At 66.0% G+C, this 16452-nt stretch carries 17 protein-coding genes; 11 read left to right on the top strand and 6 right to left on the bottom strand.

The genetic code is table 11. From position 1 onward, the window contains the following. The 3 genes from Q4F73_RS07385 to Q4F73_RS07395 form a co-directional block, all read right to left on the bottom strand. Positions 1 to 1072 (bottom strand): BCCT family transporter (locus tag Q4F73_RS07385; protein ID WP_303358715.1); only part of this gene is annotated, 1072 nt, incomplete at its 3' end. A gap of 155 nt (positions 1073 to 1227) precedes the next feature. After that, the gene (locus Q4F73_RS07390; RefSeq protein WP_303358716.1) at positions 1228 to 1752 is read right to left on the bottom strand and encodes an O-acetyl-ADP-ribose deacetylase; all 525 of its coding nucleotides are present in this window, start codon (positions 1750 to 1752) and stop codon (positions 1228 to 1230) included. A gap of 9 nt (positions 1753 to 1761) precedes the next feature. Next, complete coding sequence (locus Q4F73_RS07395; protein ID WP_303358717.1) at positions 1762 to 2205, bottom strand: isoprenylcysteine carboxylmethyltransferase family protein; 444 nt, start codon at positions 2203 to 2205, stop codon at positions 1762 to 1764. 35 nt (positions 2206 to 2240) lie between these two features. Between Q4F73_RS07395 and Q4F73_RS07400 the strand changes: the two genes are divergently transcribed. The 8 genes from Q4F73_RS07400 (at position 2241) to Q4F73_RS07435 (ending at position 9908) form a co-directional block, all read left to right on the top strand. After that, the gene (locus Q4F73_RS07400; RefSeq protein WP_303358718.1) at positions 2241 to 3002 is read left to right on the top strand and encodes a hypothetical protein; all 762 of its coding nucleotides are present in this window, start codon (positions 2241 to 2243) and stop codon (positions 3000 to 3002) included. A 24-nt stretch (positions 3003 to 3026) separates the two neighbouring features. Next, entirely contained in the window at positions 3027 to 3485 is a 459-nt protein-coding gene (locus Q4F73_RS07405; protein WP_303358719.1) for an S-ribosylhomocysteine lyase, read from the top strand. Between the two features lie 76 nt (positions 3486 to 3561). Next, positions 3562 to 4299, top strand: coding sequence for a GntR family transcriptional regulator (locus Q4F73_RS07410; protein ID WP_303358720.1), 738 nt, complete (start codon positions 3562 to 3564; stop codon positions 4297 to 4299). 270 nt (positions 4300 to 4569) lie between these two features. Beyond that, the gene (locus Q4F73_RS07415; protein WP_303358721.1) at positions 4570 to 5517 is read left to right on the top strand and encodes a phosphotriesterase; all 948 of its coding nucleotides are present in this window, start codon (positions 4570 to 4572) and stop codon (positions 5515 to 5517) included. A 12-nt stretch (positions 5518 to 5529) separates the two neighbouring features. Then, complete coding sequence (locus Q4F73_RS07420) at positions 5530 to 6489, top strand: phosphotriesterase (protein ID WP_303358722.1); 960 nt, start codon at positions 5530 to 5532, stop codon at positions 6487 to 6489. Between the two features lie 30 nt (positions 6490 to 6519). After that, positions 6520 to 7647: an NAD(P)/FAD-dependent oxidoreductase gene (locus Q4F73_RS07425; protein ID WP_303358723.1), complete on the top strand. Its 1128-nt coding sequence runs from the start codon at positions 6520 to 6522 to the stop codon at positions 7645 to 7647. A gap of 90 nt (positions 7648 to 7737) precedes the next feature. Next, on the top strand, positions 7738 to 8643 hold the full coding sequence (locus tag Q4F73_RS07430) for an alpha/beta hydrolase (protein WP_303358724.1): 906 nt from the start codon (positions 7738 to 7740) through the stop codon (positions 8641 to 8643). Between the two features lie 2 nt (positions 8644 to 8645). Continuing rightward, positions 8646 to 9908 (top strand): MFS transporter, encoded by a 1263-nt coding sequence (locus Q4F73_RS07435; RefSeq protein WP_303358725.1) that lies wholly within the window; start codon positions 8646 to 8648, stop codon positions 9906 to 9908. A 66-nt stretch (positions 9909 to 9974) separates the two neighbouring features. On the opposite strand, the gene Q4F73_RS07440 is transcribed toward Q4F73_RS07435, so the two are convergent. Further along, positions 9975 to 10886 (bottom strand): MBL fold metallo-hydrolase, encoded by a 912-nt coding sequence (locus Q4F73_RS07440; protein ID WP_303358726.1) that lies wholly within the window; start codon positions 10884 to 10886, stop codon positions 9975 to 9977. Positions 10887 to 10975: 89 nt separating this feature from the next. On the opposite strand from Q4F73_RS07440, the gene Q4F73_RS07445 reads away from it, so the two are divergent. Further along, on the top strand, positions 10976 to 12691 hold the full coding sequence (locus Q4F73_RS07445; RefSeq protein WP_303358727.1) for a CocE/NonD family hydrolase: 1716 nt from the start codon (positions 10976 to 10978) through the stop codon (positions 12689 to 12691). Positions 12692 to 12756: 65 nt separating this feature from the next. Here Q4F73_RS07445 and Q4F73_RS07450 read toward each other — a convergent pair whose 3' ends face one another. Together Q4F73_RS07450 and Q4F73_RS07455 are read right to left on the bottom strand one after the other, a co-directional pair. Beyond that, positions 12757 to 13953: a cytochrome P450 gene (locus tag Q4F73_RS07450; RefSeq protein WP_303358728.1), complete on the bottom strand. Its 1197-nt coding sequence runs from the start codon at positions 13951 to 13953 to the stop codon at positions 12757 to 12759. Between the two features lie 46 nt (positions 13954 to 13999). After that, positions 14000 to 14917, bottom strand: coding sequence for a LysR family transcriptional regulator (locus Q4F73_RS07455; RefSeq protein WP_303358729.1), 918 nt, complete (start codon positions 14915 to 14917; stop codon positions 14000 to 14002). A gap of 93 nt (positions 14918 to 15010) precedes the next feature. On the opposite strand from Q4F73_RS07455, the gene Q4F73_RS07460 reads away from it, so the two are divergent. Next, on the top strand, positions 15011 to 15202 hold the full coding sequence (locus tag Q4F73_RS07460) for a ferredoxin (RefSeq protein WP_303358730.1): 192 nt from the start codon (positions 15011 to 15013) through the stop codon (positions 15200 to 15202). Between the two features lie 2 nt (positions 15203 to 15204). Then, the gene (locus Q4F73_RS07465) at positions 15205 to 16323 is read left to right on the top strand and encodes an NAD(P)/FAD-dependent oxidoreductase (protein ID WP_303358731.1); all 1119 of its coding nucleotides are present in this window, start codon (positions 15205 to 15207) and stop codon (positions 16321 to 16323) included. Positions 16324 to 16452: the final 129 nt, after the last annotated feature.

Below are 16452 nucleotides of genomic sequence, written 5' to 3' on the forward strand. Positions count from 1 at the left end.
CGGCGACGAATTCACGGATGGTGCGGCCACGGCTGATGCGCGCGATGAAGATACCGACGAAGGGCGACCACGTGATGGTCCACGCCCAGTAGAAGACGGTCCAGGTGTTCTGCCAGGTCTCGTTGTCCGGGCTGTTGGGGTTGGCGTTGTTCCAGAACGCCAGCTCCGGCAGGCGGGAGAAGTAGATGCCGAAGGACTCGATGGTGCCCTTGAGCACCATGACGGTGGGACCTGCGAGGATGACGAAGATGAGCAGGGCGATGGCCATCCAGATGTTGATGTTGGACAGCAGCTTGATGCCCTTGTCCAGGCCGGCGGCCACGGACACGCAGGCGATGGCGGTGACGATCGCGATGATACTCACCTGCACTGCCGGGGAGACGGTGAGACCGAACAGCTCGTTGAGACCGGCGTTGATCTGCAGGGTTCCCAGGCCAACGGACGTGGCCACGCCGAAAATGGTGCCGATGAGCGCGATGACGTCGATGGTCTTGCCGATCGGGCCGTAGACACGGGAGCCGAGCAGCGGGGAGAAGATCGAGCTGACCCGCGGCGGCATCTTCCGCTTGTAGATGAAGTACGCGAAGCACAGGGCCGGTAGGGCGAAGATCGTCCACGTGTGCAGACCGAAGTGGTAGTGGGTGATGGCGATCGCCTGGCGCGCGGCCTCAGTGGATTCCGGGGACACATCGCCTATCGGCGGGTTGGCGAAGTGCGAGATCGGCTCGGCCACACCCCAGAACATGAGGATGGTGCCGATGCCGGCGGCGAACAGCATCGCGAACCACACCAGGGTGGAGTACTCGGGCCGTTCGTCGTCCGCACCGAGCCGGACGTGCCCGAATCTGCTGATGGCGATGATGAACAGGAAGATCAGGAACAACGTCACACCGAGGATGTAGAACCATCCGAGGTTGGACAGGATCCAGGTGGTGGCGGCACCGAAAACGTCCCCGACCCAGTCGCCGGCCACGATGGTCAGGACGACGAAGGCGAGGACTGCGGCAACCGTGGCGAAATACACCGGTGGATCAGTTTTCAGACGTAGCGATGAGGCAAGGCGGGTCAACACGTCGACTATCCCGTCAAAGTAGGAAACACTAATCCTTTCCAACGTAGGCACACCACCGCGTGCCACGACACTCGAAAAGGTCTGGCACCACCCGCCCGGCGGCCCCGTTTCCGCATTCTCACCTGGGCAGAAAACGGGCTATAACAATCCCTTAACTAATACGACAACGCCGCCTCAAACGCCCGTTCCGCCGCATCACCAAAGGGAACGAAAATGATCTCCTCCACTTCCCCCGCGACCCCCGCGTCCCCTGCGTCCCGGCAGGCCTCCACGGCGATACGCGCCGCGTCTTCCATCGGCCAGCCGTACACGCCGGCGGAGATGGCGGGGAAGGCCACCGATCGCGCACCGAGTTCGCATGCCAGCCGGAGGGATTCCCGGTAGCAGGACTCCAGGGTCGCGGAGCGGTCCTCGCTTTCCGACCACACCGGACCCACGGTGTGGATCACCCACCGCGCGGGAAGATCACCGGCGCCGGTGGCCACGGCCTGCCCGGCCGGGAGCCCCTCGGGATGGGAGCTGGCGCGTATCTCCCGGCACCCGGCGAGAATGGTCGGGCCGCCGACGCGGTGGATGGCGCCATCGACGCCTCCCCCGCCGAGCAGGCCGGAATTGGCCGCGTTGACGATGGCGTCAGCTGCCACCTGCGTGATGTCACCGGGACATACTGTCAGTCTCATGCCGCCAGCCTAGCCAGCCCCAACCAGCCCTAACCAGCGCGGTACCCGGGCGGCGTAGGCCGCGTACTCCGCGCCGAAGCGGCGCTCCAGCGCTTTTTCTTCCGCCGCGATCTGCCATCGGTTGAGGGCGGTGACGAACCCCGCCACGGGAATCAGCCCCCATCCGGAGCCGCGCGCCACGGCATGGGCGGTGAGAGTTCCCGCCAGCGCGAGGTACATGGGATTGCGGGTCACGGCGAACACCCCGTCTGTCACCAGCGAGGAGGCGCGCCCCACCCGCACCGGGTCGACGGTGGTGCCCTGCCGCAGGAATCCACCCACCGCCGCAGCTCCCACCACTGCGGAGCCGAGGACGATGGGGGCGGCCGCGATGAGTCCGGGGGTGGTCAGTCGACCGAAGGCACGCTGGGATCCGGCGGCGAGGAGGAACAGTCCGGCGGGCGGGATTCTCATGCCGCCAGCCTATCGAGCCCGGCTAGGCTGTAGCCATGGTTGTTGCCCCCTGCCCCCTGCCCCGCCCACCGGCAGGTGCGGACGTCCATTCTCTTCCCCTGGACCGGGTCAACCAGGCAATTCTCTTCTCGCACCTGCGCACCGCCGAACTCATGGAATCCCGGGGCACGTTTATTCCGGTGGTGCTGGTGCCCGATTTCCTCACCCGCGGGTGGCGCGTGCGGTGGGAGTACGGTGTCATCGGATCCCTGTCGGCCGGGATGCGTGCACAGTTCCCGGAGATCGAGCGGCTCCACGCGGCCCACCTGGAACCGCAGGTGTGGGCACGGGTGTGCATCGACAAGGAGCGCGGGCTTCTCGACGCCGCCGTCGAACTTCCCGCCCCCGAACTCCTCATCCCCCGCACCAACCTCAGCGAGGGCTCACGCATTCTGCCGCAGGGCCATCGCCTGCCCGCCACGCTCACCGGGGGGAACCGCCAGGTGCTCGGGCAGGTCTCCGGGCTTAACGTGCTGGTCGACGAGGAGGTCGTCGCGCAGCTGGAGTACGTTCCGCTTCTCGACGGCCCCCTCGGCGTCCGCATCTTCGTCATCGACGGGGAGAGCTTCGTCGATCTGGGTCTCGGCGACCCCCGGGAGATGCCGGTGCTCCCGGAGTGGGAGGCACCTCCCCCACCGGCCCCGGCGGCAGACCCCACCGCCCCCTGGGAGGTCACCATGGACGCGGCCGATCTCATGGAACCGAACCCCACCGGGCCACGCACTGTCGTCATCCCGGTGGTCGCGGAGGACGGGTAGTCACCCGCTGCTAGGATCGCGCGCATGCCTATGAACGTGGAGTCCTTCAACCTCGACCACCGCACCGTCGCCGCCCCCTACATCCGGGTCGCGGACCGCAAGACCCTGCCGGCCGGTGACGTCATCATCAAGTACGACATCCGCTTCTGCCAGCCCAACCAGGATCACCTGGACATGCCGGGCATCCACTCCCTGGAGCACTCCGTGGCGGAGACCATCCGCAACCACGCCGACTACGTCCTGGACTTCTCCCCGATGGGCTGCCAGACCGGCTTCTACCTCATGGTCGTCGGCGATCACCCGGCAGACGAAATCGAGGAGCTCATCGCGGCGTCGTTGAGCGACGTCCTGGAGCTGACCGAGGTGCCCGCCGCCAACGAGGTCCAGTGCGGCTGGGGAGAGAACCACTCCCTGGAGGACGCGCAGGCTGCCGCCCGGGCCTTCCTCGACCGCCGCGCGGAGTGGCCGCAGGTCACGGCGTAGCCCCGCCGGATCTTCCCGGCCAACTCCGTTCTCTTTAATCCCGGAGGAGGGGCCCCACCTATGGTTGACTCAAGTCATGACGACCGGTGAGCTCGACCCCGCCTCCGGGGTCCCGATGTACAAGCAGATCAAGGAGATCCTCCGCACGGAGATCTCCAATGGTGCCGCCGACCCTGCCGTTCCCATGACGGAGGCACAGCTCCTGGAGCGTTTCGGAGTGAGCCGCGCGCCCATTCGCCAGGCCCTCAGCGATCTGACCGCCGAGGGGTTCGTCTACCGCAAACAGGGCAAGGGCACCTTTCCGGTGATGGGGGCACGGGTCGCCCGTCCCGCAGATGTCCGCCCCGGCGGACTCTCCCAGTTTCTCGCGGATACGGGACTCAAGCCCACGTCGGTGGTCTCTGTTCCGGAGCGGGTTGTTCCGCCGGGACACATCCGGCGGCGCCTGCAGCTGCCCGACGACGAGAAGGTCGTACATTTCACCCGCCTGATGTCCGTTGAGGGGCAGCCCCTGGTTGACGCCGACATCTACATCCGTGGTCCCGAGGGGTTCTCCCCGACCGTAGATTTCCTGGAGGGCCGGGGATCCGCCCTCGATCTTCTCGAGCGGGAGTACGGAATTTCTCTGGACCGTGCCGAACACGAGGCCTGGGCGACGGCCGCCACCGCCTCCCAGGCGAAAGCGCTCGGGGTGAGGAGAGGGTCCCCTCTGTTGGCCATAGAGACGACCTTCTTCTCGGTGGGCGGGGTGCCCCAGGGATGGCGCATGGCGATGCACCAGGCCGAGGAGTTCAAGTACCACTTCGTGACATAGTCCGGCCCCGCGGGGGTAGGGCACGGCAGTAACCCGCAGACCCGTCAGTGTTGACTTTGGCATGACATTATGCCAATGTTAGTTTCACGACGTAAGGAAGGTCACATTCTCCGGTCAGTGTGCTACGGCTCGCCAGGCGGACGGCGCAGCTCCCCGGCCCACTGAAACCTCGTCACCGCCACCCCACACGACCACCCCGCGCCCGGACAGGGCCTGCGGGCTACGAAGTCGTGTCCCTCACGCCCAGCCCCCCGCTGAAAGGTCGCGCACATGACGCACGTCAACACCGTCCTCGGCCCAGTCGACCAGGACGACCTGGGAATCGTCGCGGTACACGAGGCCCTGCTCTCCGTGTTCCCCGGCGCCCAGTACGCACCAGACATCACCTTCGACCGCCCGGAGATCTTCTCCACCCTTGAAGCCCGATTGAAGGATTTCGCCTCCCACGGCGGCGGAACCATCGTCGATGCCACCGGCATGTTCCACGGCCGTGACCTCCCCCTACTGGAGGCACTGTCCCGGGCTACCGGCGTCCACATCGTCGCCTCCACCGGGCAGGGCCCCGAGGGATTGCTCGGTGGATACTTCCTCACCCCGCAGACCAATCCTCCCACTCCCTGGCCGGCGGAGAAGTTCGCGGAACTCTTCGAAGCAGAAGTCACCGAAGGCATGGTCATCCCCCGCGTCGAACGGCGCGCCCCGGCCGGTCTCATCGTCACGGCCGTCACCAGGGAAGGTCGCACCGCCACGGACGAGTCCCTCCTGCGCGGAGCAGCCCGCGCCGCGGCAGTCACCGGTGCGCCTCTGTCCTTCCAGTACGGCAACGACGCCCTGGGAGACCTTGATGTCGTCCTGTCCGAGGGCCTGGATCCCTCACGCATCCTCATCGGCGGCGCTGACCGTGTCGATGCCCCGGTTCTGGAGATCGCCGCCCGCGGCGTATACGTCGGCATCGACAACATCGGTACCTCCGACGACGAGCTCGTTGATGACGACGCCCGCGCCCGACTCATCCGCGACCTCATCGAGGCCGGCCACACCGACCGCATCATCGTCTCCGCCAGCGCCATCGGCGTGGCCAAGGGACTGCCGGGCCGCGATGTCGCCTACTCCGCACCGCTGGCCTTCGTTCGTGATCTCGGATTCGACGAGACCACCACCGACGCCTTTCTCCGCGACAATCCGCGCGCGTTCCTCTCCCTCAGCGAAACCACCTAGAAGGAGCCCCTCGTGTCCTACGTCAACACAGTCCTCGGCGCGATCCCTGTCGCAGAACTCGGATTCGTCGCCATCCACGAGCACATCGGCTACGGCATGCCCGGCTCAGAGCTGGACACCAAGTGGTGGAAGTCCCCCGAGGTCCGCTACGAGGAGACCGTCCCCAAGCTGCGGAAGTTCCGCGAATACGCTGGCGGAGCCGCCACCTTCGTCGACGCCACCGGCATCTGCAACGGCCGCGACATCCCCTACTACCAGTCTCTGTCTGAGAAGACCGGCGTGCACATCGTCGCCTGCACCGGCTTCGTCGGCGGCGACACCGCACTGCCCCATTTCGAGCGCGCCTCCGTGGAGTACCTCGCCGAGGTCTTCCACCACGAGATCACCGTCGGTATCCAGGGGACGAACGCCCGCGCCGGCATCATCAAGGTCGGGGTGTCCCGTGGCGGCCGGATGACCGAGCTGGACAAGCGCATCTACCGCGCGGCCGCCCGCACCGCGGTACAGACCGGCGTGCCGATCATGACCCACCTGGCCATCGACCCGGAACCGGCTGTCGAGATATTCCAGGACGAGGGCCTCGATCTCGACCGCGTGCTGTTCGGCCACGTCGACGACGGTGTCAACGCGGAGAAGACCCCCGACACCTGGATCGTCGAGCAGGGCGGACGCCTCGGTTTCGACACCTTCGGGTACGAGACGGAGCTGCCCGATCCCCCCTTCTGGGCCCGTCCCCGCAAGGACCGCATGGATCATTTCCTCCGCTTCGTCAACGGCGGCCTGGCGCACCGCGTCCTGGCCTCCGCCGACGCCAACTGTTCTCCACTGGGCTGGCCCGGTGTCAAGGGCCACACCATCAACTACATCTTCGAGGTCCTCATCCCGGACATGCGTCGCAACGGCGTCAACGAGGACATCATCCACCAGATCTTCCACGACCACGCCCAGGACTTCCTGGCTGTTCGGACCTAAAACACACCCCATCAGGAGATAGACAGCAACATGAAGACCGCAGACATCAAGAACCTCAAGATCGGCGTCATCGGCGGCGGGTATGCCGGCGCCACCGCCGGACTGGCACTGTCCCAGATCGGTGCGAACGTGAAAGTGTACGAGCAGGCGCCTGCCTCGGGCGAGGTCGGCGCAGGCATCGGCCTGCGTCCCGCAACCGTGAAGCTGTTCAAGAAGCTGGGTGTGTTCGAGGAGATCGAGAAGGTCACCTCCCCCTCCGACTACTTCGAGATCCTCGACGCGAAGGGCAACTTCATCAACCGTGAGGTGTGGCCCTTCCTCGAGGAGGGCTCGGAGAAGCACAACACCCGCATGATCCACCGCCGCGACTTCATCGACGTGCTCACCAGCCAGCTCCCGGAGGGTGTCCTCCAGTACGGCTACCGGGCGGAGGAGATCACCGACAACGGCGACTCCGCCACCGTGCGCTTCGCCAACGGTGAGGAGGAGACCTTCGACATCCTCGTCGGCGCCGACGGCATCAAGTCCCGCGTCCGCGCCCTGTTCTCCGACTCCCAGCCGGTGGCGCAGAACGCCCACGCCTACCGCGCAGTCATCGACGGCTCCCTCGGCGAGGGTCTGCTTGTCGACGACAACCTGCGTCTCTACCTCGACAACGAAACCGGTGGCATGATTTACTTCCTGCCGCTGCGCCACCGCGGTGAGAACGGACAGATCTCCTTCGACATCACGGTGCCTCACCCGGACACCTCCTGGAACCCGCAGGTGTCCCAGGAGGATGTCCTGACCATGTGCCGCAATTTCGACGAGCGCCTGCGCCGGATCATCGAGAACCTCAACTGGGACGAGGTCAACCAACGCTCCGCCCATGACCTCGATCCGCAGGACCAGTGGAACTCGGATGCCGTGGTTCTCATCGGAGATGCCGCCCACGCCATGCTCCACCATCAGGGCCAGGGCGCCAACTCCGCGGTAATCGACGCCGGAGTGCTCGCGGACTGCCTGGTCGAGGCCAACTCCGTGCCCGAGGCGCTGGCGGAGTACACCTCCCGCCGCAAGGAACCGGTCCAGGAGCTGCAGCGCATCTCCCGCGAATCCTGGAACGCGGAATCGGCCGGCAAGACCGCCTTCCCGGAGAAGGACAAGATCGACTACTAATCCCCCGACCCTTCGATGGCGTTGCCGCCGCTGCCCCCGGGGCGGCGATCACCACGGCAGCGCCATCATCCACATCACCTGAGGAAACCCATGACCCTGCATCCAGAGATCCAGAAGATCGTCGACACGCTCCCTCCCGCCTCCACCACTCCGCCGAACCCGGTCGACAATCGCGCCTTCGAGGCCGGTCAGGTGCCGCCCGTCGACGAGCGCACTCCCATCGCCTCCGTTACGGACGACACCATCGCCGACGTCCCGGTCCGTGTCTACGCCGACGCCGACCACCCGGCCGGTGTCATCATCTACCTCCACGGCGGTGCCTTTTTCTCCGGTTCGCTGGACACCCACGATCACGTGGCCCGCGCCCTGGCGAAGGAGACCGGTTGGCGGGTCGTCTCCGTGGGGTACTCCCTGTCCCCCGAGGTGGATTTCCCGGTGGCGCTCCATGAGTGCTACGCGGTTGTCGAGAAGCTCTCGTCGACCCTCGATGCCGGCACCCCGCTGGCCGTCGCGGGTGACTCCTCGGGAGGCAACTTCGCCGCGGCCCTCACGGCCATGGCGCAGGACGCCGGTCTCGACACCATCACCCACCAGATCCTCTACTACCCATCGGTGGATCTGGACTTCGATCAGGAGCGCTGGCCCTCCCTCCGGGAAAACGCTGAAGGTTACGGGCTGGAGTACAACGGTCTGGCCCCCTTCAACTCCTTCTACCTTGAGGGCGGCGCCGACTCGGCTGATCCGCTGGTCTCCCCCATCAAGCGTGAGGACCTCTCAGGGCTGCCTCCAGCACTGATCATCACCGCCGGCTACGACCCTCTGCGCGACGAGGGAGAAGCCTACGCCGCTCGGCTGGAGAAGGCTGGCGTACCCACCCAACTCAAGCGTTACGACGCCGCCAACCACGGTTTCGTGGCCAACTTCTCGTGGATCCCGGAGTTCTACCAGGTCTTCCACGACACCGCCCGATTCCTCAACTCCGACTCCAAGGGGTAGTCATGACCACGTCCACGCGGGCCACCGCCTCACCGGATGCACCGAAGCAGAGCTTCTGGAGCTACGAGAACCGCCTCGTCACAATCTTCTTCTTCGCCGTGGGCCTGGTCTTCTTCGACCGGCTCATCATCAACTTCCTCATGCCCTTTATCCAGCAGGATCTGGGGCTGAGCAATGCCCAGGTCGGTCAGCTGGCCGGCGCCGCTGCTCTGACGTGGTCGATCGCGTCCATCGTTGGCGGTCGCCTCTCCGACAAGGTGAAGAGCAAGCGGCTGTACCTGGTAATCCTCATGATCGCCTTCTCGCTGGCATCCTTCCTCCAGGGTTTCGTGGGCACCTTCGTCCACCTCATCATTCTGCGTCTGCTCATGGGACTGTTCGAAGGGCCGACCATTCCGGTCACCCAGTCGGTGCTCGCCATCGAGTCCTCACCCCACCGCCGCGGTTTCAACCTGGGTTTCACCATGAACACCGCCAACGGTGTGTTCGGCAGCGTGCTCGCCCCCATCGTCATCGTGGCTCTGGCCAATGCCTTCAACTGGCGTACCGCCTTCTTCTTCACCATCATCCCGGGCCTCATCATGGCGTTCGTCATCTGGAAGGTCATGCGGGAGCCGGAGACCACCGACACGGTGACCGAGGGATACGCCCATCCGGACCACAAGGCGGGACTGGGCGAGGTGCTGCGCAATCGCAACGTCATTGTGTCGATCGTGATGTTCTCCGGTTTCATGGTCTACCTCATCTCGCTGCAGGTGTTCGGACCGCTCTTCCTCACCAATGTGCGCGGCTGGACCGCCAGCTCGATGAGCCTCATCCTCGCGGCCTTCGGCGTGGGTACTGCCATCTGGGGTTTCGTCGTCCCGCTCATTTCCGACCGGATCGGCCGTAAGCCGACGGCGGTCATCTTCGGCCTCCTCTCGACCCTTGCTCCTCTCGCCTTTGTCTATGTGTCGCAACCCGGTCTGCTCGGCCTGACGGTGTTCCTCTTCGCCGCCGGCATGGGCGTGGGAGGCATGGCTATGTCGGTCATTCCGGCGGAATCCGTACGCCCTGCCGTCGCGGGACTGGCCGTCGGACTGCCGGTGGGCATCGGTGAGTTCGTCGGTGGCTTCCTCAACCCCGTCATCACCGGCGCGGTGGCAGACCACTACGGTCTGGCGTCCGCGTTGTTCATCTCCTCCGGCGGTGCGCTCGTCGCCACGCTTTTTGCACTTTTCCTCCGGGAGTCCGCACCGCGCAAGACCACCGTCGCCCCCTACTGACCCCCGCATGCCGCAGGGCCCGTCGGCGTTTTCGCCGACGGGCCCTGCTTTCTGTATTCGTGCTTATCAACGATGCAGGTATCCGTGCACCGTGGTGAAAAACGGCGAAGGTTCGAGGGTGGGGTCCTTCTCGTAGCCGAGCTCGGTGGCGATGGCCTCGTAGGGGGAGTACGGGGATGCGGTCTCCTGTGCGGGGATGCGGTCGACGGCCGCGCGGACCCGGGCCTCGATGTCGAGGCTGTCCTGCAGGGCGCGGTGGGCCGTCTCCCGGTCCAGCTCCACGCCGTAGGGCTCGCCGGCCGCGGAGCCGTAGGGGTGCCCCTGGAACATACGCTGGGGACGAACCTCGTCGCGCAGATACTCGAGGGAGGCGCGGTAGGCGTCCGGGTCCTCGTACCCGGGGAAGCCGTTGGCCGCGCCGTGGATCTGCACCGCGTCGCCGACGAAGACGTCGTTCTGGCCGTCGATGACGTAGGAGACGGAACCAGCGGTATGCCCCGGGGTGTGGTGGACGCTCACCGACACGCCGCCGCCGAGGTCGAGGGCCTCGCCACCGCGCACGACGAGCGTCGGCTGCATTTCTCCCGAAATGACCTCTTCCGCCATGGCAGTCTGCTGTTCCTCCGCACCTGGGTTGTCGATGTAGCGGGCGCGCAGACCCAGATAGTTGTCGACGTGGGCGCGCCGGGAGGCGAGCAACGGGACATCTGCCTCGTGGAGGACGATCTGCGCCTTGCGGCCGGTCATCTCCCACAGCGCATGGGCGCCACCCATGTGATCGATGTGTCCGTGGGTGAGCAGGATCCAGCGGACGTCCTCGATGCGACGACCGAGTTTCTCCAGCTCCGGGGCCATACCTTCAGCCGGGGACGTGGCGATGCCGGTGTCGACGATCGCAAGTTCGGGGGCGTCGATGAGAAAGGTGTAGAGGCCGAAGCGACCCCACGGGGAAATGATCGGATGAACGGGTGTGGTCATGTACTTCTCCTAGGTCAGGGCCTTGCCCCCACCACTTTAGTATAATAATATGTTCTATGTCACGCCCTGAAGCGAAGGAGCCACCCTACATGGCCGAATACAGCACCCTCACCGCCGGAACACAACAGATCGCCGTCCGCAAGGACCTGCGTATCCCCATGCGCGACGGGGCCCTCATGGCCGCCGACGCCTACCACAAGCCTGATGACACCCCACGCCCCGCACTTGTTGCACTCTCCCCCTACGGCAAGGAACTCCAGGCGTTCTCGCTGACCATGCCGGCCCAGTACCGCCCCAGCGTGCTCTGGGACGGCTGCATCGAGGCCGGTGACATCGCCCGCGTGGTGGCCGAGGACTACGTCCACGTCATCGGTGACGTCCGCGGCACCGGCCACTCCGAGGGCGAGCACATCGGCAACTACAACGCCGGGGGCGTATCCCTCGGCGAAGACGCCTACGACCTCATCCAGTGGGTGGCCGAGCAGCCCTGGTGCGACGGCAATGTCGGCATGATCGGCACCTCCTACTTCGGCTCCATGTCCGTGCTCGCTGCCGCGGAGAATCCCCCGGCCCTCAAGGCGATCTTCGTCAACGGCGGCCACTACGACTTCTACGAGACGACCTACCACGGCGGTGTCATGTGGCTCATGCCGCGCGCCGCCCGCGAAGGCCGCGGCGGCGACTCCGGCTGGGCCTTTACCGACCGTGTCTCCTCCCGCATGCTCGAGCAGTTCAGCGCCGAGGAGGTGCGCGCGGCCGTCGAGAAGCGACTCGAGGACCCGGACGTCGCCGGCTGGCCCAACATGTTCCATGTCCTGAACTATCCCAAGAACCACGAGGCCTGGTTCGACATCGTGCTCAACGATCTCGACGGCGAGTGGTACGAGGAGCGCAACCCCATCACGCTGGCGAAGAACATCACCATTCCCACCTACCTGCAGATCGCGCAGGGGCGCGGGTGGACCATGGACGGCACGATCGAGCTCTTCAATACCGTTCAGGGACCGAAGAAGCTCGACATCCTCCCCTACCCGCCGATGAACTCCCGCCCCTTCGTCGACGCCCACGACGAGATGTTCGCCTGGTACGACCACTTCCTCAAGGGCATCGACAACGGGATCGCCGACACCGCGACCGTCACCGTCCACGTCGAGGGCTCCCACGAGACGGTCACCGGTGATGCCTTCCCCACCAAGGACGTCGAGTACCGCAGCCTCTACCTGCGCCCACGCCACCTGCTGGCCCCGGCCCCGGAGCCGCTGGGCACCGAGTACGCCGAGCCCGAGGCCTTCACCCAGCTGCCGATGACGCTGACCAACGACACCGCACTGTTGTCCTGGTCCACCGCGGCCTTCACCGAGCCGACGGAGATGATGGGCACCGGCGCCGCACACCTCCACATCGCCATCGACCAGGACGACACCAACCTCATCCTGCGTCTGTGGGATCTCGCACCGAACGGTAAACGCCAGCTGGTCACCACCGGATACCTCAAGGCCAGCCAGAACGAGCTCTCCCCGGAATCGACCGAGGGCAACCCGATCCACCCCCACACCTCGAAGACCCCCGTCATCCCGGGGGAGATCAACGAGTACGTCATCCGCATCTACCCCTTCGCCACCACCTTCCTGCCCGGTCACCGGCTGGTCGCGGAACTGTCCAACAACGAGCCGATGTCCGACGAGCACAACTCGCTGCTCCCGCCGGACGCCTTCCACCTGCCGATCGGCCGCCGCACGACGACGACCGTCTACCGCGACGCCCACCACGAGTCGCGCCTGGTGCTGCCTTTCACCCGTGCCTGACCGCTTATCGACGCGCCAACGCCGCGCCCTCCGATCGGAGGGCGCGGCGTTGGCGTTGTGGCAGTTTAGGCGTCGGCCAGCACGACGTCGGTGATCTCGATGCTCGAGAAGGGGTGGGTGAAGTTGTTCAGACGCCGCTCGGTGCGGGCGACACGGTAGGACTCCACGTGGGTGGCCAGGGCCTTGATGACGGCCTGCGCCTCCAGACGTGCCAGGGCCTGTCCGGCACAGCCGTGGATGCCGTAGCCGAAACCGAGGTTGTCCACCGGGTTACGACGGATGTCGAAGACCTCCGGGTTCTCGTAGTGGCGGGGGTCGAGGTTTCCGGCGTCGAGAAGCAGGGCGACCTGAGACCCGGCGGGGATGACGGTGCCGTCGACCTCGACGTCACGGGTGGTGCCCCGGCCGAGGACCGGCGCCGGGGTGCGCAGGCGCAGCACCTCCATGAAGGCGGCCGGCACCAGGGAGAGATCGGAGCGCAGGAGCTCGAACTGGTCCGGGTGGGCGGCGAGCAGCTCGAGGGCGTTGCCGATGGAGGTGATGGTGGTGTCCAGGCCGGCGGCGATGTACTGGTGAATGATCATGCCGCAGGACTCGTAGGCGATGTCACCCCGCTCGGCGGCGGCGAACAGTGCGCGGCCGATCGAGCCTTCGAGCAGATCCTCGGCCTTGACGGTGTGGTGGGTCCATTCGACGAGTTCTCCGACCAGCGGTAGTCCGGCGGTGGCGCGCTCGTTGAGGGGGCCGAGCATGTTGAACGCAGCCTCACCCCACGGCAGCATCTTCTCGCGGATCTCACCCTGCAGGCCGATGAGGTCCATGACGATGGAGACGGGGAACGCCTCGGCGAGCTCGGACATGCCGTCGAACTCGCCCTTGGCCGTCAGCTCCCGGACCAGGGCATCACCCTTGGCGAAGATGCCGTCCTTGAGCTTGCGCATGGCGCGGTTGTTGAGGTTCTCGGTCAGGGCCGCGCGCAGGGGTCCGTGCTGCGGCGGGTCGGAGGCCAGTGACGTGCCCTGCAGGTAGCCGTTGGAGGTGTCGTTGAAGGCGACCTTCGTGGAGGAGAACGTCGCGGGGTCGCCGAGTGCGTCGCGGACCTGCTCGTAGCGGGTGATCGCCCAGACGTCGTTGGCGGGGACATGGACGACGGTGGCCTGCTCGCGGAGCTGGTTGTGGTGGTGGGTGGGGTTGCCGAGGACCTCGTCGGAGAAGAGATCGATGTCTGTGACCGCGTGCGCAGCGGTGGTGGTGAGTGTCATGGGCCACAGTCAACAGGCCCGGTGAACATCTGACAAATGAATACTTCTAATTACTCCCATTCTCATGGCGAATACTCACAGCCTGGACCAGTAGATCACGGAGCCAACCACGGAAGGAATCATCGCCGAGCCACGGATTCCACACCATGTCGACGCCGAGGCCCAGCAGCGGGAAAGGAAAAGGAACCACGGTCAGGCCGCCGTAGACGCCGAGGCGGTCCATCGCCCGCCGCCGGTGTAGGGCCACCCGACGCTCCCCCGCCACGAACTGCGGGATGAGCAGCCAGTCATTGACGCGCACCTGGACGTCGATGTCGATCCCCCGGTGACGCAGGAGTTCATACGGCCGCGGCAGCTGCGGGGCATCGAGCACCACATGCGGCCAGGTCCACAGCACATCCACCACCGTGTCGGTGCTCAACTCCGGGGTGCCGGCGATGACGACCCATTCGTCGTCGAACAACCGCTCCCGCGGATGGTCGGTGACATACCCCTCCGCCAGGAGCATGACGTCGGCCCGCTCCCCCGTGAACACCGCGTCCGAGGTGTCGTAGGTGGTGAGCACGCGCAGACCCACTCCGGGCGCCTCGCGGGCCAGCAGGCGGGTGAGCGCGGGCGCGAGGATGTAGGCGACCGTCGGCGACATCGCCACCGTGATCGACCGGGTACTGGTCGCAGGGTCGAAGCTCTCCCCGCCGAGCAACCCTGACGTGCGGTGCAGGATATCCCGCAGCGGGCCGAGCAATCCCTGTGCGCGGGGAGTGAGGATGCTGCGGGATCCGTCGCGGACGAGCACCGGATCATCGATGAGGGAACGGATCCGCCGCAGGGCATGGCTCATCGCCGGCTGTGAGAGGCCGACGCGATCCGCCGCCCCGGTGACCGACTGCTCCTCAAGCAACGCATGCAGGCTGACCAGCAGATTCAGGTCGACGTTGGACAGATTGACCGGCTTGCCATTCATACCGTGAATGTACCTTATATTCTTTATTCATTAGACAGATCGGGGAGAGTTTGCGACGCTGGTCACATCCACAGCCCCCCCCAAGGAGGAATCATGACCCGCATTGAACTCGACCGCCCCCGCTGCGAAGGCCACGGCCTGTGCGAGGAGGCCGCCCCCGACCTCATGCACCTCGACGACGACGGCGAACTCATCATCGACGTCACCGAACCCGGTGACGATCAGCTCGACGCCGCACGCGACGCCGTCCGGGTCTGCCCCGTCGCCGCCTTGAAGCTGGTGTGACCATGGACCGGATCGTCATCGTCGGGCTGGGTGCTGCCGGACTCACCGCCGGGGAATCCCTGCGCCGACACGGCTTCACCGGCGAACTCACCTTCGTCGGTGCGGAACCGGTGGGAGCCTACTCACGCCCCGCGCTGTCGAAGGCCGCGCTCGCCCCGGGTGAGGGCATCGACGTCGCCGCCCTGCCCACCACATCCGCTGGTACGGAGTTGCTGGGACGTGCGGCGATCTCACTGGATACCGAGCAACGCACCGTCGGTCTCGACGACGGTCACCGGTTGCCGTATGACGGCCTGGTCATCGCCACCGGTTCCCGCGCTCGACGACTGTCGACGAGTGACCGGGAGTTCACGCTCCGCTCACTGGCCGACGCCACAGCACTACGGACCCGGCTGCAGGGACAGCCGAGCCTGACCGTCATCGGCGGAGGTCCCCTCGGCATGGAGGTCGCCTCCGGGGCCATCGGTCTCGGTTGCCGAGTGACACTGATCAATCCCGGCGTTCCCATGTCCCTGCACCTCGGCCCGTTCCTGGGTGGCATTCTCACTGACCTGGCCCAGGAGGCGGGACTCCGGGTCATCGACTCCTTCGTCGACACGGTGGCCGACACCGGCGACGGAATGACGGTGACCCTTCCGTCGGGAGAGGTGATCACCTCCGATGTGCTGTTCACCGGCATCGGAGACGATCCGGAGGTCGGCTGGCTCGAAGATTCCGGGTTGTTGACGCAGGGAAAGCTGATCGTGGACTCGCGCCAACGCGTCCTCGGACACCCGGGCATCGTGGCGGCCGGTGACGTCGCTTGGCTCGACGGCCCCGCGGGCCCACGGCGCTCGCCCATCTGGACCTCCGCCATCGAGCAGGCATGCGTCGCCGCCGATGCACTGCTCCACGGCAACGCAGCCGCCGAACGCGATCACCCGATGTACTTCTGGACAGATCAGTGGGGTGTCAATCTCAAGGTCTCCGGCACCCCACCCCAGGGCCCCTCCCCGTTCGTGGTGGAGAAGGGCTCGCTGGAGGAGCGGTCGTTTGTCATCCGCTGGCCACAGGAACATGCCGCCGCCGCTCTGGGAATGCGGATGCCCATCCCCCGCCTCCACAAGGTCGCTGCTTCCTGATCAATCTCCCTCCCCTTTCGGCGAATGGCTAGGGTCGGGGCATGGACAGAATGTCGCAGGCCATGGAGCTGGTACGCCGGGAGGGCTTTCTTCCTGACCGCGTCCGTGGACAGGCCGGTATCGACGCTC

This window comes from Corynebacterium sp. (genome assembly GCF_030535495.1).
Classification (GTDB): domain Bacteria; phylum Actinomycetota; class Actinomycetes; order Mycobacteriales; family Mycobacteriaceae; genus Corynebacterium.